The following is a 24480-nucleotide window of genomic DNA, read 5'->3' as shown; positions in this document are numbered from 1 at the left end:
GGCCGGGGTCGGCATTGCGTCCGGCGTCCCCTACGGCATCGTCGAATCATGCGCTGACCTGGGGGGTGGGTTCGCAATCGGCAGGAGTCGTGGGTACGGTCGCTGTCACTGCCGGGTAATTGGGCAGTAGTTGATGCAATGAACGATGAGACGGAGGAACCGTGGCCCTTCCCCAGCTGACTGACGAGCAGCGCGCCGCTGCTTTGGAGAAGGCGGCGGCCGCTCGCCGCACTCGGGCGGAGCTCAAGGATCGCTTGAAGCGTGGCGGCACCGACCTGAAGAGCGTCCTCGACGATGCCGAGACCAATGAGATCATCGGCAAGATGAAGGTGTCGGCGTTGCTCGAGGCCCTGCCGAAGGTCGGCAAGGTCAAGGCGGCCGAGATCATGACCGAGCTGGAGATCGCTCCCACCCGCCGTCTGCGCGGCCTGGGCGATCGGCAGCGTAAGGCCCTGCTGGCCAAGTTCGACCTCGGCGCCTGACAACCGCCGGTGGTCGAACACATGACGAAGGGTCGGCTGGTCGTTCTGGTCGGCCCCTCGGCCGTGGGCAAGTCCACCGTGGTGCGCTGCGTTCGCGAACGCCTACCGCACCTGGTGTTCAGCGTGTCGGCCACAACCCGGGCCCCACGGCCCGGGGAGGTCGACGGCCGTGACTACCGGTTCGTCAGCCGCGCGGAATTCGACGCGATGATCGAGGCCGGTGATCTGCTCGAATGGGCCGATATCCACGGCGGACTGCAACGCTCGGGCACCCCGGCCGCCCCGGTCCGCGCGGCGCTGGCCGAAGGCCTGCCCGTGCTGGTCGAAGTCGATCTGGAAGGCGCCCGCTCGGTCCGTAAGGCGATGCCGGAGGCGCTGCTGGTGTTCCTGGCCCCGCCGAGCTGGGACGAGCTGGTCTCGCGGCTGCGTTCGCGCGGCACCGAATCGCCGGAGGTCATCGAGCGCAGGCTGGAGACCGCGCGCACCGAACTGGCCGCCTGTGACGAGTTCGACATCGTGATCGTGAACGACGAGGTGACCAGCGCCTGCGAGCAGTTGGTATCGTTGTTCGTTAGCACAAATTCGAGTTCGTGACACCCGTCCGCGACAATATCGGTCAACAACCCGCAGGAGCCCCCCTAGTGAGCAGTACGGACACCATCTCCGCGCCCGCCTACGACACTCCGATCGGTCTCACCAACCCGCCGATCGACGAGCTGCTCGAGCGCACCTCGTCCAAGTACGCCCTGGTCATCTACGCCGCCAAGCGGGCACGTCAGATCAACGATTACTACAACCAGCTCGGCGACGGCATCCTCGAGTACGTCGGCCCGCTGGTCGAGCCCATCGCGCAGGAGAAGCCGCTGTCGGTGGCCATGCGTGAGATCCACGCCGACCTGCTCGAGCACACCGAAGGCGAGTGACCACGTCCCGGTGAGGCCGGTGCACGGCACCGTGGCTCGCCGGGCACATCGGGCGCTGGTGTCCCGCACAACACAGGAGGCGCAATGACCACACGGGTCGTTGTCGGGGTCGGCGGGGGCATCGCCGCCTACAAGGCGTGCGCGCTGGTGCGCCGCTTCACCGAAACCGGGCACGAGGTCCGGGTCATTCCCACCGAGTCGGCCTTGCAGTTCGTCGGCAAGGCCACCTTCGAGGCACTGACCGGCAACCCCGTCAACACCGGGGTGTTCTCCGACGTGCCCGAAGTGCCGCATGTGCGGCTCGGGCAGGAAGCCGACCTAGTCGTCATCGCGCCCGCGACCGCCGATCTGATGGCGCGCGCCGCCACCGGCCGCGCCGATGACCTGCTCACCGCCACCCTGCTCACCGCGCGATGTCCCATCCTGTTCGCGCCCGCGATGCACACCGAGATGTGGGAGCATCCCGCCACGGTCGCCAATGTCGCCACCCTCCGTGCCCACGGCGCCAATGTCATGGAACCGGCCTCGGGCCGGCTCACCGGCACCGACACCGGCCCGGGGCGCCTGCCCGAACCCGAGGAGATCTTCGGCCTGGCCTCGCTGCTGCTCGAACGTGCCGACGCCATTCCGCGTGATCTCGAAGGCCGCCGGGTGGTGGTGACCGCGGGCGGCACCAGGGAACCGCTGGACCCGGTGCGTTTCCTCGGCAACCGCAGCTCCGGCAAGCAGGGCTACGCCCTGGCTCGGGTCGCGGCCCAGCGTGGCGCGCACGTGACACTCATCGCGGGCAACACCATCGAGATGGCGGCCCCGGCGGCCGTGGAGCTGGTGCACATCACCACCGCCGAGCAGCTCAAGACCGCGGTCGACAAGCACGCGGCCGGTGCGGACGCGGTGATCATGGCGGCGGCGGTGGCCGATTTCCGGCCCACCAATGTGGCCGCGGCCAAGATCAAGAAGGGTGCCGGCGAACCCGACACCATCGCCCTGACCAAGAACGACGACATCCTCGCCGGACTGGTCCAGGCCCGCGCCGACGGCCAGCTGCCGGGCACCGCGATCGTCGGATTCGCCGCCGAAACCGGTGACGAGCACGGTGACGTGCTCACCCATGCGCGCGCCAAACTGGCCCGCAAGGGGTGCGATCTGCTGGTCGTGAACGCGGTCGGTGAGGGCAAGGCGTTCGAGGTCGACACCAATGACGGCTGGCTGCTCGGCGCCGACGGCACCGAACAGGCACTCGACCACGGGTCCAAGGCGCTGCTGGCCAGCCGGGTGCTCGATGCGCTCGGGCCGCTGCTGAGCTGAGCGACCATGCCGGGCCGTCGACCATGCGTTGCTGCGAGATGCCTTGCGGGAGCGAGGTAATCGTGCCAACTGCATGCGCGGGAGCCGGGCGGCAGCGTCTAATGGGAACGGGAAATCGAACGGTGCCATCGCGAGCCGGGACCGCGGTCCGGGACGGCGGGCCGGCGCGTCGGTGGTTTGGAATAGTCTGGGATCAGGGTTCGCGCCCGGCGTGGCACCGTTGCCGCCGCGAGCGATGTCGCCGACCGTAGGCATCGCACCAGCGGCAATGCGGCGCTAGGGTCGCAAACCGAGAAGAGCAACCCGTTGAGGGAGAGGGAACAACTGTGCGCACGACCGGCAGTCGGCTATTCACCAGTGAGTCCGTGACCGAGGGTCATCCGGACAAGATCTGTGATGCCATCAGCGATTCCATCCTCGACGCGTTGCTCGCGGAGGATCCGCGCAGCCGGGTCGCGGTGGAGACCCTGGTCACCACCGGCCAGGTGCATGTGGCCGGTGAGGTCACCACCGAGGCGTACGCGGATATCCCGCGCATCGTCCGGGAGAAGGTGCTCGAGATCGGATACGACTCCTCGGCAAAGGGTTTCGACGGCAACTCCTGCGGTGTGAACATCGCGATCGGCGCGCAGTCGCCGGATATCGCGCAGGGCGTCGACACCTCGCACGAGGCGCGCGTCGGCGGCTCCGACGACGAGATCGAGCAGCAGGGCGCGGGCGATCAGGGCCTGATGTTCGGCTACGCCACCACCGACACCCCCGAGCTGATGCCGCTGCCGATCGCGCTGGCGCACCGGCTCTCGCGCAAGCTCACCGAGGTCCGCAAGTCCGGTGTGCTGCCCTACCTGCGGCCCGACGGCAAGACACAGGTCACCATCGAATACGACGGTGATCGTCCGGTCCGGCTGGACACCGTCGTCATCTCGACCCAGCACGCCGCCGATATCGACCTGGACAACCTGCTCGCCCCCGATATCCGCGAGAAAGTCGTGGACGCGGTGCTGGCCGATCTGTCGCTGCCCAGCCTGGATGTCGCCGATGTGCGGCTGCTGGTGAACCCCACCGGCAAGTTCGTGCTCGGCGGCCCGATGGGCGATGCCGGTCTGACCGGCCGCAAGATCATTGTCGACACCTACGGCGGCATGGCCCGCCACGGTGGTGGCGCGTTCTCCGGTAAGGATCCGTCGAAGGTCGACCGGTCGGCTGCCTACGCGATGCGCTGGGTCGCCAAGAACGTCGTCGCCGCCGGCCTGTCGGACCGGGTGGAGGTGCAGGTCGCCTACGCCATCGGCAAGGCCGCCCCGGTCGGGTTGTTCGTGGAGACCTTCGGCACCGAGAAGGTCGATCCCGCGCGTATCGCCGGCGCCATCACCGAGGTGTTCGACCTGCGTCCGGGCGCCATCATCCGCGATCTGGACCTGCTGCGCCCGATCTACGCGCCGACCGCCGCCTACGGTCACTTCGGCCGCACCGACGTCGACCTGCCCTGGGAGCACACCGACCGCGCCGACAAGCTGCGCGCCGCCGCCGGCCTGTAGTTTCCGCGCCCGGGTGGACGAACTCGCGGCCGACCACACCCCCGGCGACGAACCGTCGCCGGGGGTGTCGGCTGTGTCGGGGGCGTCCGCACGGCAGGCTCCGGCCCTCGCGCTGCCGATCGCGCGGGTGCTCCCGCTGCTCACTCCGGCGCATTTGGATCGCGATTTCGACTATCTCGTCCCGCCCGAATTCGACGAGATCGCGCAGCCGGGCGTGCGGGTGCGGATCCGGTTCGCCGGGCGCCTGGTCGACGGCTATCTGCTCGACCGGCTCGCCAGCACCGACCATACGGGCAAGCTGGTGCCGCTGGATCGCGTGGTTTCCGCCGAACGCGTCCTCACTCCTGAGATTCTGCGCCTGGTCAACTCGGTGGCCGCCCGGTACGCCGGCAGCCGCGCCGACGTGCTGCGCCTGGCGATTCCGCCTCGGCACGCCCGCACCGAAAACGGCGGACCCGCGAAGCCCAAGACCGCCAAGGCGACCACGAAAAGCGCTGCGGAAGAAGTCGATGCGCCGGCCGGGGCGCCACACGACACCATGGCCGAACGGGCGGATGAGGATATCCGGTCGGCGACAACGGCAACCGAGGGCACCGCTGCGCAACGAACACAGGACAACCCCGAATCCGCGAAGCCCGGGGGCATCCCGAATAGCGTTGTGAGCACGGGCGATTCATCCTCGTCGGCCGCGCCGAAACCCACGGGGGGCCCAGTCGGTGCAGCCGGCGCCGAGGAAGATGGCGACGGCGGCCGTGCAGGGACTGATCGCGCGGGTGGAGCGCAGCACTCGAGCCCTAGTGCAGCCCGTAGCCCGAAAAGCCCGGAGAACGAGGCGATTCCGACGACAGCCGCGCCGAGTCCGGATATGGGCCGGTCGAACGGACCTGGCCTGCCCCCTGTTTCGGTCGAGCCGAATGATCTCGGTGTATCCCATGGACCCGAACGGCCGCGCGCTTCGAACGAGCCGAATGACCTCGATACAGCGCAAAGTCCGGGTGGCGCACCGGCCGAGCCGCACGCACCGGAGGCGATGAACCCTGCCGAACTAGTGGACCGCGCCGGTGTCGATCTCGCGCCATGGAATCGATACCTGCACGGTGCGAGCTTCCTCGAGGCACTGGCGCAGGGCCGGGGTGTGCGGGCGGCGTGGCAGGCGTTGCCGGGAGAACAGTGGGCGGCGCGTTTGGCCGAGCTCGCGGCGGTGGTGGTCGCCGGCGGGCGAAGTGCGGTGCTGATGGTGCCCGATCAGCGTGATCTGGATCGGGTACTGGCCGAATGTCAGCGGTTGGTGGGGGAGCGGGCGGTCGGACTGTCGGCGGGGCTCGGGCCGGCGGCGCGCTACCGGCGCTGGCTGGCGGTGCTGCGCGGGAGCGCCACGGTGGTGGTCGGTACCCGCGCCGCGGTGTTCGCCCCCGCCCGAGAGCTGGGACTGATCGCCATCTGGGACGACGGCGACGACACCTATGCCGAACCACGCGCCCCCTACCCACACGCGCGGGAGGTGGCCATGTTGCGCGCGTACGAGACGGGTGCGGCCTTTGTCGCGGGCGGATTCGCGCGTACGGCCGAGATCCAGGCGGTGGTGGATTCCGGCTGGGCGCACGATCTCGTCGCCGATCGCGCGACACTGCGCTCGGCTACGCCGCGGATCAGTGCGCCGGGGGACACCGACCTGGCCTTGGAACGCGATCCCGTCGCGCGCGCGGTACGGATACCGGGCGCGGCCTTCGCCGCGGCACGTTCGGCGCTGAAGGAGGGTGCCGGGGTGCTCGTGCAGGTGCCTCGGCGCGGCTACGTGCCCGCCCTGGCCTGCGGGAAATGCCGCACGCCCGCGCGTTGCCGGCACTGTAACGGTCCGCTCGCGCTGCCGGACCGGCCCCGGCAGGCCGGTCCGGAATCCGCAGATATCGCACACAGTCCCGCCTGCCGCTGGTGTGGGCGCACCGAGGCCGGTTTCCGTTGCGCCGCTTGTGGTTCGCGGGCCTTGCGGGCGGTGGTGATCGGAGCGACGCGGACCGCGGAGGAACTCGGGCGAGCCTTTCCCGGTGTGCCGATCCGCGGTTCCGGCGGCGGCGCTGTGCTCGACACCGTGGAACCCGGGCCCCAGGTGGTGGTCGCGACCGTCGGCGCCGAACCTGTCCTGCCCGGCGGTTACGGCGTCGCCCTGCTGCTCGACGGGTGGGCGCTACTCGGCCGGGCCGATCTGCGCGCCGCCGAGGACGCCCTGCGCCGCTGGATGACCGCCGCCGCCCTGGTCCGCGCGCACGGTCAGGTGCTGGTGATGGCCGAACCGTCCATTCCCACCGTCCAGGCCCTCATCCGCTGGGATCCGATCGGCCACGCCCGAGCCGAGGTCGACAGCCGCGCGGAGGTCGGCTTCCCGCCCGCGGTTCGCATGGCCGCCATCGACGGTACCGCCGAGGCCATCACCGAACTCCTCGCGGCCGCAACGCTTCCGGACTCGGCCGATCTGCTCGGGCCGGTACCGCTGCCGCCGTTCGCACGGAAGCCCTTCACCGGCGATTCACCCGCCGAGGTCGAACGTGTCCTGCTGCGCACGCCCCGCCACGACGCCGCCGCACTGTCCCGAGCCCTGTCCGCCGCCCAGGCCGTCCGCAGCGCCCAGCGCTCCGACGCTCCGCTGCGGGTGCAGATCGATCCCATCGACATCGGCTGACCATCCGGGGGTCGGTGCGCCGCGGTCGCCCCGAGTACGCGATGAGACGGTCCGTGCTGCGTGCATGCGCGCCGGCCGCCGACCGCGCACACCGGCGACTTCTGATCTCAGCGGAACGCCTCGATATGTGCCGACGCCCACTCGGCGAAGGTACGCGCGGGCCTGCCGAGCACCATCTCGATATCGGGGCTGATCAGCAGCTCGGCGCCGGTGGGTGCGCCGATGATGTCGAGGGTGGTCTCGACCACCGGCTCGGGCATGAACGCCAGCATCGCGTCGCGCGCCTGCGCCCGGGTCTGCTCGATGAATCGGACCGGCTCACCGAGAGCATCGGCCAGCGCTGCTGCCCGCTGGCGCGGGGTGCTGCGCTCGGGCCCGGTGAGCGTGTAGATCCGGCCGCTGTGCGCGCCGCTCAGTAGTGCCGCTGCCGCGACCTCGGCGATATCGCGCGGGTCGACGACGGGCAGGCCGACATCGCCGAATGGCGCGGCAACCGTGCGTGTTTCCCGTACCGAAGGGGCCCACGCGAAGGCGTTGGAGGCGAAGGCCCCCGGCCGCAGGATGGTCCACTCCAGCGCCGACTGGCGGACGGCTTCGTCGAAGGTACGCGCGATCGCGCCGTGCGAGACCGAATCCGGCCGGGTGGCCACGCCCTGCGATGACAGCAGCACTACTCGGCGCACGCCGCCGGCCTTGGCGACATCGAGAATGTCGGCCGGCCGCATCAGATGCGCACTCATGCCGGTGTCGTGCAGGAACAGTGCCTCGGCGCCGTCGAGAACCGGCCGCAAGCTCTCCGGATCCGTCACATCCGCCTGCTGGGTGCGCACGCCGTGCGGGACGGCGTCGGCTGCGACGGTGCGCGAGACGGCCGTCACGTCCGCGCCTGCTGCTGCCAGGGCGCCCACCAGGGCGGTGCCGACATTTCCGGTTGCTCCGGTGACCACGATCATCGTTCATCCTTAGTTAGTTGGCTGACTTACTGCGAGAAACATAGCGGACGCGTGACGGAGTTGTCTACAGTTAGTTGTATGACTGACTCACAGACCGCGGTGAAGGTGGGGAAGCGGGAGCGTCTGGTGGACGCCGCCGTTCGGGTCTTCTACGAACGTGGCGTGGAAAAGACCACCATCGCCGATATCGCGAAGACGGCCGAGGTGCCCGTCGGCAACGTCTACTACTACTTCAAGACCAAGGATCAGCTGATCGAGGCGGCGATCGATGCGCATCGGCGCAGGCTCGGGGATCTGCTCGAGGAGCTCGATCGTCTCGATACCCCGCAAGAGCGGCTGCGCGCTCTGATCGCCGGCTGGGTCGACCTGCGCGAACAGGCGGCGCAGTTCGGCTGCCCGTTCGGCACGCTCGCCTCGGAGATGGACAAGCGGCCCGAGGTGCTGGATGCGGAGGTGGCCGACGCCATGCGTGTGCTGGTGGACTGGGCGCAGCGGCAGTTCGAGCAGATGGGGCGGGCGGACGCGGCCGAACTCGGTGTCGCGCTCATCGCCGCGTATCAGGGTATTTCGTTGCTCACCAACACGTTTCGTGATCCACGCCTGATGGAGGCGGAGGGGGATCGACTGGCGCGCTGGATCGACTCGCTGGCTACCTGATCGCTCTCCGAGCGTCGGCCTGTCATCCGGGGGGTGGCAGGCCGACGGTGTGCGGTGGATCGCAGACCAAGGGGTTGTCGTGGATAGATTGCCGATATATCGTTGATAGTGTTCAACAACATCGGAGTCTGAGGAGGCTCGACATGGAAAACGCAGAAACGCATCGAGGACATGGTCGCCACGGCGGCAGGCAACGACCCGGATTCGACGAGTGCGGCCCGCGGCGCGGACAGTTCCGTCGCGGCGGACGGCACGGCTGGGGTCCGGAATTCGGCCCCGGCTTCGGGCCGGGCTTCGGCCCGGGTTTCGGCCGCGGACGTGGTCGCGGCGGGCGCGGCAGGCGCGGTGACGTCCGCGCGGCCATCCTGCTGCTGCTGACCGAACGCCCCATGCACGGGTACGAACTCATCCAGCAGATTCGCGAACGCAGCGACGATCTGTGGCGACCGAGCCCCGGATCCATCTACCCCGCGCTGGCGCAGCTGGAAGACGAGGGCCTGGTGCTCATCGAGAAGGTCGCCGGTCGCAAGACCGCGAAACTCACCGAATCCGGCACCGCCTACGTCGAGGAGCATCGTGAGGATCTCGGCGATCCGTGGGCCGACGTCACACAGGATGTCGGAGCACAGGCGATCGACCTACGCGCACTGGTCGGTCAGCTCATGGGCGCGGTCGCCCAGGTGGCCGCGGCCGGTACACCGGAACAGGCGGCGAAGGCGGCCGATGTGCTCACCGAGGCCCGCCGTTCGCTCTACCGCATCCTGGCCGACGACGAGACCCCCGAAAAATAACGGGGTGGTGAATACCCCGTCCAGGGCGCGCTTTTCGGGCGGATCGGGTAGATCATTGTGATATGGAACAAACACGGGGTTTGTGGGGTCGGGGAACATCACAACGAGGTCGCGTCGCGCTCGCCGGCCTCGCGGTGGCCGCCGTCCTCATCGGTTCGGCGACGGCGCTGTCCGGGTCGGCAGGGGCCCAGCCGCCCGGATATCGACCGCCGCTGGTACCGACAGCGTCCGCGCCGCCGCAACCGGATCATCTGGCCGCCGCGCTGTACATGAAATCGCATCCGGACGCCGTACCGGAGGGCACCAACGATTTCGGCTGTACGCCGACGGCCGCCCATCCACGCCCGGTCATCCTGGCCCACGGCACCGATGCCAGCGCCTATTCCGACTGGTCGGCCATCGCACCGCGGCTGGCTGCCGAGGGGTACTGCGTGTTCGCGCTCAACTACGGCGGCAAACCGGGTGCGGTCAGCTTCGGCACCGAAGATCTGCGGCTGAGCGCCCATCAGATCGGTGGTTTCGTCGACGAGGTGCTCGCGGCGACCGGTGCCGACAAGGTCGATCTGGTCGGTTTTTCGCAGGGCGCCAATGTCACCCGCTACTACATCAACAAGCTCGGCGGAGCCGAGAACGTCGGCCGCTGGGTCGGGCTCGCCTCGCCCAGCTACGGCGGGGTGATGTACGGGCTGGTGCCGATCGCCCAGGCCATCCCCGGAGTGCTGGAGGCGTTCGCGCAGGTCACGTCGCTGGCGGCGGTGCAGCAGGCGCAGGGTTCACCGATCATGCTCGAACTGAACGCCGGCGGCGACACCGTGCCCGGCGTGCACTACGTGACCATCGGCAGCCGCGTCGATGAGATGATCCAGCCGTTCGAGAACATCGCGCTGCACGGTCCCGGCGCGGAGAACGTGGTGATCCAGGATCGCTGCCCGGCCAACATGACCGGTCACTTCCACATGGTGTACGACCCGTTCGTGATGCAACTGTTGCTGGAAGCTCTCGATCCGGCCACAGCGCCCACCCCGGTGTGCGAGCCGGTGCAGCTGGGCACCGGCATCCCGCAGGTCGTCATCGGGGGCAATATCTGAGTCGAGCGGAGACGGCCGGACGGAGGGCTCGACACCCCGCCCGGACCGCACCGGATTTGTACCAGCAATCGGTCGCGGCATCCGGGATCTCCGGCCCGCCCGGCGTGCTCTCTAGAATGGGGCGACCGACTTTCCTCCGTACTCCCGGGAGCCGCCGTGACCATTCAGCCCGTTCGCCTGTTCGGCGACCCCATCCTGCGAGCCCGCGCGACGGAGGTCACCGAATTCGATCGTGAGCTGCGGCAGCTGGTCACCGACCTCACCGAGACCATGCACGACGACGGCGGCGTCGGCATGGCCGCCCCGCAGATCGGGGTCGGGTTGCGGGTGTTCGTCTACGACACCGGCGACGCCGCCGGTCACCTGGTCAATCCCAGCTGGACGGTGCTCGGCGACGACGAGCAGGTCGGGCCGGAAGGCTGCCTGTCGATCCCCGGCCTGCGCTACGACACCCGCCGGGCGCTGCGCGTACGGGCCACCGGCGTGGACATGACCGGCGCGCCGGTCGAGTTCGACGCCGAGGGCCTGCTCGCGCGCTGCGTGCAGCACGAAACCGATCATCTGGACGGTGTGCTGTTCATCGACCGGCTCGAGCCCGCCGACCGCAAGGACGCGATGCGTTCGATCCGGGAATCGGACTGGTTCGCCGCCGGAATCACCGTGCGTCCCAGCCGGTCGGTCGCCGAGCGGAGTCGCTGATGCGGATCGTGTTCGCGGGCACACCCGAACCCGCGGTGCCGTCGCTGCGGCGGTTCATCGACTCCGCTCGCCATGAGGTGGTCGCGGTGATCACCCGGCCCGATGCCGTCGCCGGACGTGGCCGCAAGGTCACCCGGTCGCCGGTCGGCACATTGGCCGACGAGCACGGCATCCCGGTGCTCACCCCGGCCCGCCCCGCCGACCCGGAATTCGTCGCCCAGCTCACCGAATTGGCGCCCGACTGCTGCCCGGTGGTGGCCTATGGCGCGCTGCTGCCGCGGCAGGTACTCGACATTCCGCGCTACGGCTGGATCAACCTGCACTTCTCGCTGCTGCCCGCCTGGCGGGGTGCCGCACCGGTACAGGCGGCCATCGACGCCGGCGACGAATTCACCGGCGCCTCCACCTTCCAGATCGAGACCGGACTCGACACCGGCCCGGTCTTCGGCGTGGTGACCGAACGCATCTCCGTCACCGACACCGCGGGCGAGCTGCTCGACCGGCTGGCCGACAGCGGCGCCGTCCTCTTGGAGAAGACCCTCGACGGCGTGGAAGACGGGACCCTGCAAGCGGTTCCGCAGCCCACCGACGGAGTGTCCTATGCCCCGAAACTCTCGGTGGAGGCGGCGCGGGTGCGCTGGGATCAGCCCGCCCTCGCCATCAGCCGCCGCATCCGCGCCGTCACCCCGGCCCCCGGCGCCTGGACCGTCGTCGCGGGCAACCGGCTCAAGCTGGGCCCGGTCGAATTGGTCGAGGATCAGCTGCCGGAGCGGCACATCGAGGTCCGTAAGACCGGTGTCTACGTCGGCACCGCGACGACCGCTGTCCGCCTGAATCAGGTGCAGCCGCAAGGCAAACGCATGATGGCGGCCCTGGACTGGGCCCGCGGCGCCCGCCTCGAGCCGGGCGCGGTGGTCGAATGAACGACAACGATCGCGACCGTCGCAGCCGAACGGGCAGCGGCGAGCGTCACCGTGACAAGCCGGTCGGCGGTCGTAGCGGCCGGGACGAACGACCTTCGGCACCTTCGGATTCCGCTCGGACGTCGGGCGAGCGCCGCAGTGGGGAAGCCGGTCGAGGGAGCCGGGATTCGTCCGGTCGCGGTCGCGGTCCGGCGAGCGCCGGCGGGACCTTCGGCGATCGTCGTGGGTCGAGTGGTGGAAGCGGCAAGCCGTCGGGTGAGCGCCGAGGTGACCGTCGTGATTCCGGCGGTCGCGGCGGATCGCGCGCGGGCGAGCGTTTCGATGATCGCCGCGGTGCGCGGGGTCCGGGTGGCGGCGGATCGCAATCGAGCGAGCGTACGGGTGGTCCCCGTGGCTCTGGAGTCTCGGGTCGCGGCGGTGCGGCGCAGGCCGGGCAGCGTTTCGATGATCGCCGCGGTCCGCGTGGCGACGATCGCGCGCAGTCGGGTGATCGGCGTGGTTCGGGCAGTTCGGGGCGCCGCGCCGCGCAGGCCGGGGAACGCTTCGGTGATCGGCGTGGCTCGGACAGCGCCGGTCGCGGCGCCGAACGTTCCGGCGACCGGCGCAGTACCGGCGGTTCGCGCAGCGCAACGGGTGGACGCGCGCAGGATCGCGGTGGCCGGCGGCCATCGGTCGATCCGGCGCGGGAGGTCGCGCTGGAGACGTTGCGTGCGGTGCGCGAACGCGACGCCTACGCCAACCTGGTGTTGCCCGGGCTGTTGCGTGAACGCAGGCTCGAGGGCCGGGACGCGGCGCTGGCCACCGAACTCGGGTACGGGGCGTGTCGTGCGCAGGGCGTGCTGGACGCGGTGATCGCCGAATGCGCCGGCCGTGAGGTCACCGACATCGACGGCCCGCTGCTCGACATCCTGCGCCTCGGCGTCTACCAATTGCTGCGCACCCGCATCGGCGCGCACGCCGCGGTGGACACCTCGGTGGCGCTGGCGCGAGCCGAATTCGGCGCGGGCAAAGCCGGTTTCGTCAATGCGGTGCTGCGGCGGGCGGGTGAGCGTGACGCGGCCGAATGGGTCGAGCTGCTCGCCCCGCGTGACCCGGTCGGCCATCTGGCGTTCGAGTACGCGCACCCGACGTGGATCGCGCAGGCCTTCGCCGACGCGCTCGGCGCCGACGCCGCCGAACTCGGTGACGCCCTCGCCGCGGACGACGCCCGCCCCGCTGTGCATCTGGTGGCCAGGCCCGGCGATATCACCGCCGAAGAACTGGCGCTGGTCACCGGCGGGGACGAGGGCCGCTGGTCGCCGTATGCGGTGTATCTCGAGGGTGGCGATCCCGGCAAGCTGGAGCCCGTGCGCGAAGGCATGGCCGCGGTGCAGGACGAAGGCAGTCAGCTGGTCGCGCTCGCGCTCACCCGCGCGCAGCTCGACGGAGCGGACAACGGTCGCTGGCTCGACCTGTGCGCCGGCCCCGGTGGTAAAGCGGCGCTGCTCGGCGCGCTCGCCGCCATCGACGGCTTCCAGGTGGACGCGGTCGAGCCGGCCGAACATCGTGCCGAACTCGTCCGCAAAGCCACCGTCGATCTTCCGGTCCGGGTGCACGTGGCCGACGGCCGCGATAGCGGACTGACTCCCGGCTACGACCGCATCCTGGTCGACGCCCCCTGCACCGGTCTCGGCGCGCTGCGCCGCCGACCCGAAGCCCGCTGGCGCCGCACCCCCGCCGACGTCGCCGAACTGGTCGTCCTGCAACGCGAATTGCTGGCCGCCGCCTGGGAACTGCTGCGCCCCGGCGGGGTGGTGGTCTATTCGACCTGCTCGCCACACCTGCCGGAAACCGTGGCCGTGGTCGCCGACGCCGTCCGCCGCACCGGCGCCGTTCAGCTCGACACTCGCGAACTGGTTCCCGGCGTACCGGATCTCGGTCACGGCCCGGGCGCCCAGCTCTGGCCGCACCGCCACGGCACGGACGCGATGTTCCTGGCGGCCCTGCGAAAACCGCTGTAGGTCGCCCGCGCGGTCGTCTCCTCGGTCAGATCGGTGGTCGCCGCGCGAGAGGCGCGCTGCCGCGGCTGAGATCGCAACCCTCGGATTCCGGGCGGCCGGATCCGGGCTCAGGTCCGGGGCACAGCGCTTGCGCGTCGCGGTTCGTCGGCAAGCTCTTGTGCCGGGTTCCGGGTGCCGGCGATCAATGGCGGCGCGGGTAGCGCCGCCGGCGGGCGGAGCGTGACGGCGCGTCGGCGGCAGGCCTGCCTGTGCCGCACGGCCATCACAGATCCGCTTCCGTGCCCAGGCGACATTTATCCAAGTCGCAGGCCCGACCTCGGCGCACACTGAACGGTATGGCGATCGATTGGGCAGGCGTGGTGGCGCTGGCGACGCAGTTGCCGGGGGTCGAGGAGTCGACCTGGTGGCGCACGCCCGCGTTGAAGGTCGGCAAGAAGGGGTTCGCGCGGCTGCGAGTGGAGGCCGAGGGCGGGCTGGTGCTGCTGTGCGATCCCGAGGAGAAGAAGGCGTTACTGGCCTCGGGTGATCCCGCGTACTACACCACCCCGCACTACGACGGCTATCCCTACATCCTCATCGACCTCGATCGGGTCGAGCTCGACCAGCTGCGGGAACTGCTGGACGCGGCGTGGTGGCTGTCGGCGCCGGCGAAAATGCGCAAGGAACGCGAACGCACCGGCTGACTCGCCGCTACTCCCGCGAGGACTGCTCCCGAAGCCGCGCAAGGGTTTTCGCCAGGATGCGGGAGACATGCATCTGCGAGATCCCCATCTGCTGCGCGATCTGGGTCTGGGTCATGGATTCGAAGAACCGCATGGTGAGGATCCGGCGCTCGCGTTCGGGCAGGCCGTCCAGCAGTGGGCGGATGGCGACATATTCCTCCACCCGGTCGAACTGGGATTCCTCCTCGCCGAGCGTGTCGAGCAGTGATGCGTCGGTATCGCGTCCGGCGGAGGCGGCGTCGATGGAGGTGGGCTGGTAGGCGTTGCCCGCGATGACGGCCTGGGTGACCTCATCGGGGTCGACGTCGAGTTCGGCGGCGATCTCCTTGGCGGTGGGCGAGCGGCCGAGCGTCTGGGAGAGCGAGTCGACCGCGGCGCCGATGCGTAGATGGGTTTCCTTGACCCGTCGCGGCACCCGCATCGCCCAGGTGTTGTCACGGAAATAGCGGCGGACCTCACCCATGATGGTGGGCACGGCGAAGGACAGGAAGTTCGAGCCGCGTTCGACGTCGAACCGGTCCACCGCATGCACCAGCCCGACGCGTGCGACCTGGGTGAGGTCATCGAAGGGTTCACCGCGTCCACTGAACTTGCGGGCGATGTGGTCGGCGAGCGGGATGCAGCGGTTGATCAGCTCGTCACGCAGCGTCGTGTAGGCGTCGGTTCCGGCCTCGGTGGCGGCCAACCGGGTGAACAGCGCCGCGACGTCGTCATAGCCGGATACCTGGCTCGCCGTCTCGATCGTGTCCTCGTCGGCGTCGGCAGGCTGCTCGGCGTCGGCGGGGGGCTGGTCGGTGGTGCCGGTGGGTTCGGGCTGGTCGGTCGTCTCGGGAGCACCGTCATTGTCCGAGGGGTCGAGCACGGTGTCCTCGTCGCGCACTACGCCTTCCCCCGGACGCGACGGAATTCGACCGTCGTGGGGTACCCGGAGACGGCCTGATCGAAGGGTTCCTGGGAGGCTTGCACCGAATCGGTGAGGGTGCGCAGCACATGCCAGCCGAAGCTGCGCTGATCGGGCAGCCCCTCTTCGGCGGCCACGCCGGAGACCCGTACCTGCAGTTCGAGATCGCCCACGGTGAATCGGCAGTGCAGGCTGCTCTCGGGTGCGGCAACCGCGATCAGGGTCGAGCACACCTCGTCCACGGCCAGCCGGATGTCGGCCACTTCGTCCAGGGTGAAATCACTGAGCAGGACCAGTGTTTCGGCGAGCCCGCGCACGATCGGCAACTGACTGACCGATGCAGCGACCCGAATCTCCACCGGGGTGCTGTAGAGCCCCTGTTCCGCCGAAATGTTGATCACGCCATGAGGCTACCCACTCCTGGCCCGGGCAACCCAACCGCGGCTGTGACCCGCCCCGCAGTGGCGGCGCCCGCCGGTTAAACTCCCGCCTTGTGTCCACGCCGACGTTCTCCCGCCCCGAGTCCCCGATGATCGCTCCGTCGATCCTGTCCGCCGATTTCGCTCACCTCGCGGACGAGGCGAATGCCGTGTCCACCGCCGACTGGCTGCATGTCGATGTGATGGACGCGCATTTCGTGCCGAATCTGACCTTGGGCCTGCCGGTGGTGGAGAGCCTGTTGAAGGCCACCGACATTCCGCTGGACTGCCATCTGATGATCGAGGATCCGGGCCGCTGGGCGCCGCCGTACGCCGAGGCGGGCGCCTACAACGTGACCTTCCACGCGGAGGCCACCGACGATCCGGTGGCGGTGGCCCGCGATATCCGGGCGGCGGGAGCGAAGGCGGGTCTGTCGGTGAAGCCGAATACGCCGATCGAGCCGTATCTGGAGATCCTGCGGGATTTCGACACGCTGCTGGTGATGAGCGTTGAGCCCGGTTTCGGCGGTCAGTCCTTCATTCCGCATGTGCTGGACAAGGCTCGTACGGTGCGGCGCCTGGTGGATTCGGGGGAGTTGCGGCTGGTGGTGGAGATCGACGGCGGTATCAATGCCGACACCATCGAGCAAGCCGCTGCGGCCGGTATCGATTGTTTCGTCGCGGGCTCCGCGGTGTACAACACCGCTGATCCCGGCGCCACCGTGGAGACGCTGCGCAGGCAGGCCGCCACGGTGTGGGCGCGCTGAGCGGTTGTCGCCGGGCCGCTACCCTCGGCTGATCGTGCGGGTGCCGAGTGCTCGGGTGGCCTCGATGACGGCGCTCTGCGGTGGCCGGTCGGTGCCGCTTTCGGGGGCCTGTACCCAGCTGCGGTAGCCGGTGCGTTCGTCGTCGGGGGAGGGCAGCACGATGTGGCTGCCTGCGCTGGCGACGGTGGCGTAGAGGCGGAAGAGTTCGGCCGATTCGGCGGCGCTGAGGCTGTCGGGCCGGGCGGGGCCGGTGAGGAAGGTCCAGCGCCGGGCGCGTGGGTGGGCGACGACGGGGCCGGCGATGCCTGCCAGGCGCAGCCGCTGCTGTACTTGTTCGCCGAGTTCGGCGGGCATGGTGATGGCGCCGTAGCGGGCGCCCATTTTCAGCAGGATGCGTCGTGAGGTGGGGTCGATAACGGCTGGGAACTGGAATTCGCGCCGATAGCTGACGCAGCGGTTTTCCAGTGTGAAATCGACGAGCGTGGTCACGCCGCACCCCCGGTGGTGTGGTTTTCGCTGGTGGATGTGTACTGATCGACGGGTTCGGTGTCCGCGTCGATCTCGATTCTGTCCACGATGATCTTTCGGCTTCCTGGAGTGGTGGATGTGCCTGTTGTGCGGTGGCGCGCCGCGCGATCGGCCTCGTGGCGCGGTCGGCCGAGCGCATCCCGTCGACTGACGGAATGGACTGCTGCACAACGATCTTTGTGCGGCCTGCCCATCTATCCGGTCGCCGGTTGCGCTGGTCGATGGTGAGGTGTCACGTGTGGCGTGCCGAGATCGAACTGCCGTGTAGGACTCTGCCGTCCACAGTCACTCTGCCGTACGGAAAAGCTGGTGCTGTTGAACGGTCGGAGTCGGCTACATAACGATTTTGCGACAATATCGGTCCCCGTGCAAGCGATTGCGGAAATTCATGTTTCGGCGCCGTCTCGGCCGGGCACCGAGTGTACGGACGCGGAATGACATCTTTCTGTGCGTTTCGGAAAAAGCGGTGCAACAAAGTCTACGGACCGAACGAACAGTATTTTTCTGAATACCGATAGAGAATTAGTCGCCGCAAAATAATCCGTGTTCGCACAGCGGCCGCGACACATCCCTGAGGTCGGATTCCACGGCGCGTCACGGTCTCGTCGTCCGGCGTGGCATCGGTCGGCGAGTCGGTGGACCACGGGCGGCCGCGCTCGCCGGCCGACCCGGAACCGATCCGGCCGCGCTCACCCTGCCCGGTATCGCTCACTAGGCTTCGATCACGAGCACGGCACGGCCACGGGGAATACCGACCCCGGTCACGACCGTTCCGCAACCGGAAGACCACACGCGACAGGGAGTCAGGCATGTTCACAGGCATCGTCGAGGAGCTGGGCGAGATCGTCGCCACCGAGCAGCTGGCCGACGCCGCGCGGTTGACGATCCGGGGCAAGCTGGTGACCTCCGATGCCGGCCACGGCGACTCCATCGCCGTCAACGGTGTGTGCCTGACCGTCGTCGATGTCGTCGACGGCGACTCCTTCACCGTGGATGTGATGGCCGAGACCCTCAACCGCTCCAGCATCGGCGGCCTGACCGCGGGCGCCAAGGTGAACCTGGAGCGCGCCGCCGCCCTGAACAGCCGCCTCGGCGGGCACCTCGTGCAGGGCCACGTCGACGGGACCGGCACCGTGCTCTCCCGGACGCCCTCGGAGAACTGGGAGGTCGTGCGCATCTCGCTGCCGGACGCCATCGCGAAGTACGTCGTGGAGAAGGGTTCCATCACCGTCGACGGCATCTCGCTGACCGTCTCCGGGCTCGGGATCGCCGAAACCCCCGCGGCCGACGGTAACCGCGACTGGTTCGAGGTCTCGCTCATCCCGACCACCCTGTCGATGACCAACCTCGGGACCGCCGCGCCGGGCACCCTGGTCAACCTGGAGGTCGACGTCATCGCCAAGTACGTCGAACGCCTTCGGCAACGCGGCTGAGCACACCGTCCACCAGGCGGACCACTGCCTCCGGAGTGACACTTCCGACCCAGTAGTGTGGGGTGGCACCTTATTCGAGATGGAGCACAACAGACGTGACCAGGTTCGACAGCATCGAGCGCGCAGTCGCCGATATCGCCGCCGGTAAGGCGGTTGTCGTCGTCGACGACGAGGACCGGGAGAACGAGGGCGACCTCATCTTCGCGGCCGAGAAGGCCACCCCGGAGCTGATGGCGTTCATGATCCGCTACACGTCGGGCTATATCTGTGTGCCCCTCACCGGTGAGGACTGCGATCGCCTCGGCCTGCCGCCGATGTACGCGCTGAACCAGGACAAGCACGGCACCGCCTACACGGTGTCGGTCGATGCCAAGGAAGGCGTCAGTACCGGCATCTCCGGCGCCGACCGCGCCACCACCATCCGGCTGCTCGCCGACGCCGACGCCAAGGCCGACGATTTCACCCGGCCCGGCCACGTGGTGCCGCTGCGCGCCAAGGATGGCGGCGTGCTGCGCAGGCCCGGCCACACCGAGGCCGCGGTCGATCTGGCGCGGATGGCTGGACTGCGTCCGGCGGGTGTGATCTGCGAGATCGTCAGCCAGAAGGACGACGGGCACATGGCCCGCACCGAGGAGCTGCGCGTCTTCGCCGACGAGCACGAACTGGCGCTGATCTCGATCGCCGACATGATCGCCTGGCGGCGCAAGCACGAAAAGCATGTGGTGCGCGTCGCGGAAGCCCGCATTCCGACCGTGCACGGCGAGTTCACCGCCGTCGGTTACCAGAGCATCTATGACGAGGTCGAGCATGTGGCGCTGGTGCGCGGCGACATCCTCGACGGTGACGACGTGCTGGTCCGCGTGCATTCGGAATGCCTGACCGGCGATGTGTTCGGTTCGCTGCGCTGTGATTGCGGCCCGCAGCTGGACGCCGCGCTGGAGATGGTGGCCGCCGAGGGCCGGGGCGTGGTGCTCTACATGCGCGGGCACGAAGGCCGTGGCATCGGCCTGATGCACAAGTTGCAGGCCTACCAGCTCCAGGATTCCGGCCATGACACCGTCGATGCGAATATCGAGCTCGGCCTGCCCGCCGACGCCCGCGATTACGGCACCGGCGCCCAGATCCTGGTCGATCTCGGTATCCGTTCGATGCGGTTGCTGACCAACAATCCGGCCAAGCGCGTCGGTCTGGACGGTTATGGCCTGCGGATCACCGAGCGGGTGCCGATGCCGGTGCGCGCCAATGCCGAGAACCTGCGGTACCTGCGCACCAAGCGCGACCGCATGGGGCACGACCTGATCGGGCTCGACGACTTGGATCTGGGAGAGACCGCGCAGTGAATCCGGCCGGACGGAAAGGCGAGAACCGATGAGCGGTACCGGCGTACCCACTTTCGCGCTCGAGGATGCCAAGGAGCTGAAGCTCGGCATCGTCGCCTCGCGCTGGCACACCCAGATCTGCGACACCCTGGTCGCCAATGCCGAACGCGTGGCCAAGGAGGCCGGAGTGCGCGCGGTGACGGTGGTGCGCTGCGCCGGTGCGATGGAACTGCCGGTGGTGGCCCAAGAACTGGCCCGTACCCATGACGCCGTGGTCGCGCTCGGTGTGGTGATCCGCGGCGACACACCGCATTTCGAGTACGTCTGTGACGCGGTCACGGCCGGCCTGACCCGGGTCTCGCTCGACGAGAGCACCCCGGTCGCCAACGGTGTGCTCACCACCAACAACGAGAAGCAGGCGCTGGATCGGGCCGGTCTACCCGGCTCCGCGGAGGACAAAGGTGAGCAGGCCTGCGCCGCCGCTCTGGATGCCGCGCTGACCCTGCGTTCGCTGCGCGGGTCGAACTAGCCGATGCCCGTCGTTCGGATCTGGCGTAGGAACGCGGGCCCGGCCCCGGCCGGCTCGGCCACCGAGCGGCCGGTCTGGGATCTCGAGGTGCGCCCGCGCCGGGCACGGCGCACCGCGATCATCGTCGCGGTGCTGCTGGTGATCGCGTTCACCGCCGCCGGGGTCTTCCTGCGGGTCGGCTCGACCGGCGTGCATTTCCGGGTGCTCGATCAGTTCGCCATGGCGGGGATCGGTGTGCTCGGCGCGTGCGCGGTGCTGCTGCTGACGCGACCGCGGGTGCGGGTCGGACCCAAGGGCGTGGTGGTCCGCAATGTCCTCGGCGACAACGAGTTTCCGTGGAAGTACATTCGCGGTGTCTCGTTCCCGGACCGTAAGTCCTGGGCACGGCTGGAACTGGTCGACGACGATTACGTTCCGATGTTGGCCATCCGCTCCAACGACAAGGAATACGCCGCCGACGCGCTCGAACGGCTGCGTGAACTGGGCGCGAAGTACAGCGGTTCCGGCGACTGATCGAGCGCCCGCGGTCGGAGCCTGCTCAGCCGGTCCCGCCGGGGCGGGTGGATAGGCCCGCGCCACGACCTCGAAGAGCGACACGACCGAAGTGCGGCCGGCGCGTTGTATCGGCGCGGAACTCGCCGGGTGCGCGACGATGCCGCGGCCGGCCGGGCCGCACGACCGCGGGCCGGCAGGTCAGACGGACGAGCGGGGTCGGCATGGACCGTTGCGCCGATCGCCGGGTGCGAAGATCAGCGGCGATCGGCGCGGTATCCGGGCCCGGTCAGCGCGTATCGCCGAGCACTTCACCTTCCCGGCGCGGGTCCGCGCCGCCGATCCAGCCGTCGCCGTCGCGGCGCACCACACTCAGTCCGCTCGTCTGCGGCGCCACCGACACCTGATGCCCGAGTTCGCGCAGGCGCACGACCAGCGGATCGTGCGCGCCGTCGTCGCTGGCATCGATGGCCGGATGTTCACCGCCGACCCCGGTGACCGGGGTGTTGGCGGCGCCGAACGACACCGCCGAAATCGCCTGCTGCGGGTCCAGACCCCAATCCAGCATGCCGATCAGCGTTTTCACCACGAACTGGATGATCACCGACCCGCCGGGCGATCCGGCGACATGGGTGAGCTCGCCGCGCGAACCGTCGGCCGCGTCGGCGAAGACCAGCGTCGGGCTCATCGAACTGCGCGGGCGCTTGCCGGGCTCGACCCGGTTGGCCAGCGGCATCCCGTCCTCGCCGACGGGTTCTGCGGAGAAGTCGGTGAGCTGGTTGTTGAGGATGAATCCGTCGACCATGTGGAACGAACCGAAGGCCGATTCGACGGTGGTGGTCATGGCGGCGGCATTGCCGTAGGAGTCGACGATGGAGATCTGGCTGGTGCCGTGTTCGGGCGGCTGCGGACCGACGCCGACCGGTACCGGGCCGAAATCGCCGGGTTGCGCGGTGCCCATGCTGCGGCCGGGATCGATCAGCGCGGCCCTGCCCTTCAGGTATTCGGGGTTCACCAGGGTCTCGGGCGAATTGCCCGGCAGCGGCACGAAATCGGTATCGGCGACGTACTTGTCGCGGTCGGCGTAGGCGAGCCGCTCGGCTTCGGAGATCAGATGCACCGCTTCGGCCTTCGGCTTACCGCCGTTGCGGTCGACATTGTCCGGGCCCATCGCGGCCAGGTCGAAATTCGACAGGATGCCAAGGGTGGCGGCGACGGTGATCCCGCCCGACGACGGCGCGGGCATGCCGCAGATCTCGTGTTCGCGGTAGTCGGTGCACAGCGCCGTGCGCTTCTTCGGCTGATAGTTCGCCAGATCCGCGGCGGTGATCAGGCTCGGGGTCCGGCCACCGGAACCCGAGGTGGCGGCTGCCACCACATCGTCGGCGATGGCTCCGGTGTAGAAGGCGTCGGCGCCGTCGGTGGCGATCGCGTTCAAGGTCTTCGACATCGCCGGGTTGGTGAGCACCTCACCGGCCGGTTTGGGGGTGCCGTCGGGGTTGAGGAAGTAGGCCTTCGCGGCCTCGTCCACCGCGAGATTCGGTGCTGATTCGGCGATTTGGCCCGCCAGCCGCGGGCTGATCTCGAAACCACGGTCGGCCAGCGAGACCGCCGGGTCGAACAGGTCGGCCCACGGCGTCTTGCCGTGTTCGCGATGGGTGAGTTCGAGCATGCGCAGCACGCCGGGAACGCCGATGGAGCGGCCGCTGGCGCGGGCATCCGGTTTCGGTTCGGTGCGGTCGGTGTCGCTGATCCAGCGCAGATAGTTCTCGGTCGCGGCGGCGGGCGCGGTCTCCCGGCCGTCGTAGGCTTCCACGGATCTGCTCGCGGCGTCGTAATAAACCAGGAAAGCACCGCCGCCGATACCGGAGGCCTGCGGTTCGACCAGTCCGAGCACCGTCTGTGCGGTGATCAGCGCGTCGGCGGCGGTTCCGCCGTCGCGCAACACCTCGCAGGCGGCCTGGGTGGCCAGCGGATTCGCCGTCGACACCGCGTAGGTGGCGGTGCGTACCGGTGTCATATCGCTGCGATAGCCGGACGCGATCTCTGGATTGGTGCTCAGGTTCTGCGTCGTGGTCGCACCGCCCGTGGTGGCGGGGGCGGCGGTGAGGGGAGTCCCGTTGGGTGTTGTCGTGCAGGCCGCCGTGTCCTCGGTTTCCTCCGAACACCCGGCCGCCAGCGAAATCACGAGCGCCGCAACCACGGCCGCTCCCGTCCGAATCTGTCGCGCACGCGTCATGCACGGACCTTAACCGCTGCCGCCGACAAACACGCCGCGATCATTCCCAGCGGTTCAGATTGGGCGATCCAGCCCCACTGGGCGCCGACGCCACTTCCACCGGACGTTTGACCTGCGACTGAACGCCGGACGTTGACCTCAACACAGGTTGAGCTCATAGCGTCGTGCGCGGAAGGGAGTTCAACAATGTCGATATTGGTAACGGGCGCAACGGGAAACACCGGACGGCACGTGGTGGCGGAGCTGCTGCGCCGCGGCCACAACGTGCGGGCGCTCACGCGAGATCCCGAGCGTGCCGCGGCACTGCTGCCCACGGGTGCGGACGTGGTTGCGGGCAGCCACACCGAGCCGGACACGCTGGATGCGGTGTTGACCGGGGTAACGGGCTTGCACATCACGGTCACCTCAAGGGTCGCGGAGACCGGCCCTGAGCTGGTGCGCCGTGCGGTGGCGGCAGGCGTCGAGCGGATCACGATCCTGTGGGGCGGGTATGTCGGCCCCGCCGAAACCGCGGTCGCGGAATCGGGCGTCGCATGGACCCGGCTGGAACCTCAGGAATTCATGTCCAACACCCTCGCCTGGGCCGACTCGATTCGCGAGGCCGGCGTGGTGCGGGAGCCGTTCGACGTGCCGAGCGCTGTCGTGCACGAGGCCGACCTCGGTGCGGTGGCGGCGATGGCCCTGACCGAGGACGGACACGCCGGCCGGGCCTACACCCTGTCCGGGCCCCGAGCGCTGACCGTGCGTCAGCGGGTCGCCATGCTGGCCGAGACGATCGGCCGGGAGATCACCTTCGAGCAGCTGACCAGGCAACAGGCCATCGACCGGCTGACCGCCACCGGCGTCTCGCTGGCCGACGCCGAATATGTGGTCGGCTGGCATGCCGACCCGCCGGAGTCGGCCCGCACCCCGAACGGCGTCCTCGACCAGGTCCTCGGGCGTCCGTCGCGCACCTTCGAGGAATGGCTCATCGAGCACAAGGACCGTTTCTGACAGACGAACGGACTCGGCCCGGGCCTGCGCCGCCTGCGGATTCCGGCCCGGCACGGCACGGGCCTGGCTACCATCTGGAGAACCCGGAGACGTCCGGGT

At 69.2% G+C, this 24480-nt stretch carries 23 protein-coding genes and 1 pseudogene; 19 read left to right on the top strand and 5 right to left on the bottom strand.

Annotation, left to right across the window (positions count from 1 at the left end; all coding sequences use genetic code 11):
* Positions 1–161: 161 nt before the first annotated feature.
* The 6 genes from mihF to GV790_RS31335 all read left to right on the top strand — a co-directional run bounded on the left by mihF (position 162) and on the right by GV790_RS31335 (position 6928).
* Positions 162–482 (top strand): integration host factor, actinobacterial type, encoded by a 321-nt coding sequence (gene mihF / locus GV790_RS23255; RefSeq protein ID WP_163816037.1) that lies wholly within the window; start codon positions 162–164, stop codon positions 480–482.
* A gap of 21 nt (positions 483–503) precedes the next feature.
* Positions 504–1076 carry a guanylate kinase gene (gene gmk / locus GV790_RS23250; protein WP_051016591.1) on the top strand — a complete coding sequence of 191 codons (573 nt, stop codon included), beginning with the start codon at positions 504–506 and terminating at the stop codon, positions 1074–1076.
* 47 nt (positions 1077–1123) lie between these two features.
* Positions 1124–1405: a DNA-directed RNA polymerase subunit omega gene (gene rpoZ / locus GV790_RS23245; protein WP_036537817.1), complete on the top strand. Its 282-nt coding sequence runs from the start codon at positions 1124–1126 to the stop codon at positions 1403–1405.
* A gap of 84 nt (positions 1406–1489) precedes the next feature.
* Positions 1490–2713, top strand: a complete 1224-nt coding sequence (coaBC, locus tag GV790_RS23240; protein ID WP_036537816.1) for a bifunctional phosphopantothenoylcysteine decarboxylase/phosphopantothenate--cysteine ligase CoaBC — start codon at positions 1490–1492, stop codon at positions 2711–2713.
* 326 nt (positions 2714–3039) lie between these two features.
* Positions 3040–4251 carry a methionine adenosyltransferase gene (gene metK / locus GV790_RS23235; RefSeq protein ID WP_163816034.1) on the top strand — a complete coding sequence of 404 codons (1212 nt, stop codon included), beginning with the start codon at positions 3040–3042 and terminating at the stop codon, positions 4249–4251.
* A 73-nt stretch (positions 4252–4324) separates the two neighbouring features.
* Positions 4325–6928, top strand: coding sequence for a primosomal protein N' family DNA-binding protein (locus tag GV790_RS31335; protein ID WP_280213526.1), 2604 nt, complete (start codon positions 4325–4327; stop codon positions 6926–6928).
* 107 nt (positions 6929–7035) lie between these two features.
* On the opposite strand, the gene GV790_RS23220 is transcribed toward GV790_RS31335, so the two are convergent.
* On the bottom strand, positions 7036–7881 hold the full coding sequence (locus GV790_RS23220; RefSeq protein WP_163816032.1) for an NAD(P)H-binding protein: 846 nt from the start codon (positions 7879–7881) through the stop codon (positions 7036–7038).
* A gap of 78 nt (positions 7882–7959) precedes the next feature.
* On the opposite strand from GV790_RS23220, the gene GV790_RS23215 reads away from it, so the two are divergent.
* The 7 genes and pseudogenes from GV790_RS23215 to GV790_RS23185 all read left to right on the top strand — a co-directional run bounded on the left by GV790_RS23215 (position 7960) and on the right by GV790_RS23185 (position 14722).
* Entirely contained in the window at positions 7960–8538 is a 579-nt protein-coding gene (locus GV790_RS23215; RefSeq protein ID WP_163816031.1) for a TetR/AcrR family transcriptional regulator, read from the top strand.
* Positions 8539–8681: 143 nt separating this feature from the next.
* Positions 8682–9329 carry a PadR family transcriptional regulator gene (locus GV790_RS23210; protein WP_163816029.1) on the top strand — a complete coding sequence of 216 codons (648 nt, stop codon included), beginning with the start codon at positions 8682–8684 and terminating at the stop codon, positions 9327–9329.
* Between the two features lie 62 nt (positions 9330–9391).
* Positions 9392–10417, top strand: a complete 1026-nt coding sequence (locus GV790_RS23205; protein ID WP_163816027.1) for an esterase/lipase family protein — start codon at positions 9392–9394, stop codon at positions 10415–10417.
* Positions 10418–10573: 156 nt separating this feature from the next.
* On the top strand, positions 10574–11116 hold the full coding sequence (gene def, locus GV790_RS23200; RefSeq protein ID WP_163816024.1) for a peptide deformylase: 543 nt from the start codon (positions 10574–10576) through the stop codon (positions 11114–11116).
* Positions 11116–12039 (top strand): methionyl-tRNA formyltransferase, encoded by a 924-nt coding sequence (gene fmt, locus GV790_RS23195; RefSeq protein WP_163816022.1) that lies wholly within the window; start codon positions 11116–11118, stop codon positions 12037–12039. The genes def and fmt overlap by 1 nt, the downstream gene beginning before the upstream one ends.
* 590 nt (positions 12040–12629) lie before the next feature.
* A pseudogene (locus GV790_RS23190) lies at positions 12630–14039 on the top strand (RsmB/NOP family class I SAM-dependent RNA methyltransferase); the annotation flags it as partial.
* Between the two features lie 335 nt (positions 14040–14374).
* Positions 14375–14722 (top strand): MmcQ/YjbR family DNA-binding protein, encoded by a 348-nt coding sequence (locus GV790_RS23185; protein ID WP_163816018.1) that lies wholly within the window; start codon positions 14375–14377, stop codon positions 14720–14722.
* 7 nt (positions 14723–14729) lie between these two features.
* Here GV790_RS23185 and GV790_RS23180 read toward each other — a convergent pair whose 3' ends face one another.
* Together GV790_RS23180 and GV790_RS23175 are read right to left on the bottom strand one after the other, a co-directional pair.
* Positions 14730–15503, bottom strand: a complete 774-nt coding sequence (locus GV790_RS23180) for a SigB/SigF/SigG family RNA polymerase sigma factor (RefSeq protein ID WP_163816045.1) — start codon at positions 15501–15503, stop codon at positions 14730–14732.
* 137 nt (positions 15504–15640) lie between these two features.
* Positions 15641–16063 (bottom strand): ATP-binding protein, encoded by a 423-nt coding sequence (locus GV790_RS23175; protein WP_163816016.1) that lies wholly within the window; start codon positions 16061–16063, stop codon positions 15641–15643.
* Between the two features lie 128 nt (positions 16064–16191).
* Here GV790_RS23175 and rpe point away from each other — a divergent pair, with 128 nt between their 5' ends.
* Positions 16192–16848 carry a ribulose-phosphate 3-epimerase gene (rpe, locus tag GV790_RS23170; protein WP_138447591.1) on the top strand — a complete coding sequence of 219 codons (657 nt, stop codon included), beginning with the start codon at positions 16192–16194 and terminating at the stop codon, positions 16846–16848.
* An 18-nt stretch (positions 16849–16866) separates the two neighbouring features.
* Here the strand turns inward: rpe and GV790_RS23165 are convergent, their stop codons facing one another.
* Entirely contained in the window at positions 16867–17337 is a 471-nt protein-coding gene (locus GV790_RS23165) for a hypothetical protein (protein WP_163816014.1), read from the bottom strand.
* Between the two features lie 848 nt (positions 17338–18185).
* Between GV790_RS23165 and GV790_RS23160 the strand changes: the two genes are divergently transcribed.
* From GV790_RS23160 to GV790_RS23145, 4 genes are all read left to right on the top strand, one after another.
* Positions 18186–18809, top strand: a complete 624-nt coding sequence (locus GV790_RS23160) for a riboflavin synthase (protein ID WP_163816012.1) — start codon at positions 18186–18188, stop codon at positions 18807–18809.
* Positions 18810–18904: 95 nt separating this feature from the next.
* On the top strand, positions 18905–20149 hold the full coding sequence (locus tag GV790_RS23155; RefSeq protein ID WP_130917023.1) for a bifunctional 3,4-dihydroxy-2-butanone-4-phosphate synthase/GTP cyclohydrolase II: 1245 nt from the start codon (positions 18905–18907) through the stop codon (positions 20147–20149).
* Positions 20150–20177: 28 nt separating this feature from the next.
* Positions 20178–20657: a 6,7-dimethyl-8-ribityllumazine synthase gene (gene ribH / locus GV790_RS23150; protein ID WP_163816009.1), complete on the top strand. Its 480-nt coding sequence runs from the start codon at positions 20178–20180 to the stop codon at positions 20655–20657.
* A 3-nt stretch (positions 20658–20660) separates the two neighbouring features.
* Positions 20661–21170 carry a PH domain-containing protein gene (locus GV790_RS23145; RefSeq protein WP_178128247.1) on the top strand — a complete coding sequence of 170 codons (510 nt, stop codon included), beginning with the start codon at positions 20661–20663 and terminating at the stop codon, positions 21168–21170.
* Between the two features lie 268 nt (positions 21171–21438).
* Here GV790_RS23145 and GV790_RS23140 read toward each other — a convergent pair whose 3' ends face one another.
* A complete protein-coding gene (locus GV790_RS23140) occupies positions 21439–23388 on the bottom strand; it encodes a gamma-glutamyltransferase family protein (protein WP_163816007.1) in 1950 nt (649 codons plus the stop codon).
* Positions 23389–23574: 186 nt separating this feature from the next.
* Here GV790_RS23140 and GV790_RS23135 point away from each other — a divergent pair, with 186 nt between their 5' ends.
* On the top strand, positions 23575–24381 hold the full coding sequence (locus GV790_RS23135) for an NmrA family NAD(P)-binding protein (protein WP_163816005.1): 807 nt from the start codon (positions 23575–23577) through the stop codon (positions 24379–24381).
* Positions 24382–24480: the final 99 nt, after the last annotated feature.

The organism is Nocardia cyriacigeorgica, assembly GCF_010858045.1.
In the GTDB taxonomy this organism is placed as follows: domain Bacteria; phylum Actinomycetota; class Actinomycetes; order Mycobacteriales; family Mycobacteriaceae; genus Nocardia; species Nocardia cyriacigeorgica_E.
The sequence above is the reverse complement of the archived record's forward strand: the minus strand, read 5'-3'. Positions and strand labels throughout refer to the sequence as shown.